The sequence below is a fragment of the Vibrio sp. 1288 genome, from assembly GCF_033344475.1.
On the sequence record NZ_JAWPOX010000278.1, the window covers coordinates 1 to 867 of the forward strand.

Sequence of the window (867 nt, forward strand, 5' to 3'; positions counted from 1 at the left end):
TTTCGAATACTGGGCGTTGTTCACTCTCTTGGCGCACGACTGAATCGCTGTATTTGCCATGAGCCACCACGTTACCCGTTGCGCGTAAAATGTATGCCATCGCTTTGTCAGCATGTGAAAAGAATTTCTTCCATCCTGCACATAAATAGTTAAGTCCCGGCTCACCATCACGAGTACGAATGAAACGGTTTTTCGGGCATTCACCGTAGCATGCAAACTGATACTCACAGTCTCGACATTGCTGCGTTAACAAGCGAGATTTTGCAAAACCGAACTTCTGTTGCTCTTTGCTGTAGGCCAGTTCATCCAGCTTGTCATGATGAATATTGCCAATTTTGTACTCCGGATAGACGTAATGATCGCACGCAAACACATCGCCATTTGGCTCCATCGCTAACCCCTTACCGCACACCTCACCCAGCGTACAAAGTGGATTAGCGCGCCCCATCCAAGCCTCTACACTGGCTTCAAAATATTGCACAAACACTTTGCCGATATCGTTCTTAATCCATTCATCAAAAACCGCAATCAGGAAGTTACCCCAAGCTTCATCAGCAACACACCAAGGTTCCATGACAGAATCTTTGTGACCCGGAATCAAACGCTTGTCTCCTTGTTTAAGCTGTTCTTGCGGTTGCCATTTTTGAGGCGCAGTGGTGCGGAACGTTTTCTGTTCAACAATAGGAATAAACTGCATTTGTGGCGAGCGGACTTCATCTCGAAGAAAACGGTATACTTCAAGCGGATTTCGGCTCGTCAGGTTGTTCACACAGGTAAGCGTGGCAAAGTTCACCTGATGTTTATGCAGCAACTCCACCGCATTCATGACTTGTTTGAATGTACCCCGACAGGCTCGGTTGGTTCGAT

At 46.9% G+C, this 867-nt stretch carries 1 protein-coding gene; it reads right to left on the minus strand.

Annotated elements, in window-relative coordinates; genetic code table 11:
- A partial coding sequence (locus R8O11_RS26215) for an SPASM domain-containing protein (RefSeq protein WP_318194739.1) occupies positions 1-867 on the minus strand: 867 nt, incomplete at both ends.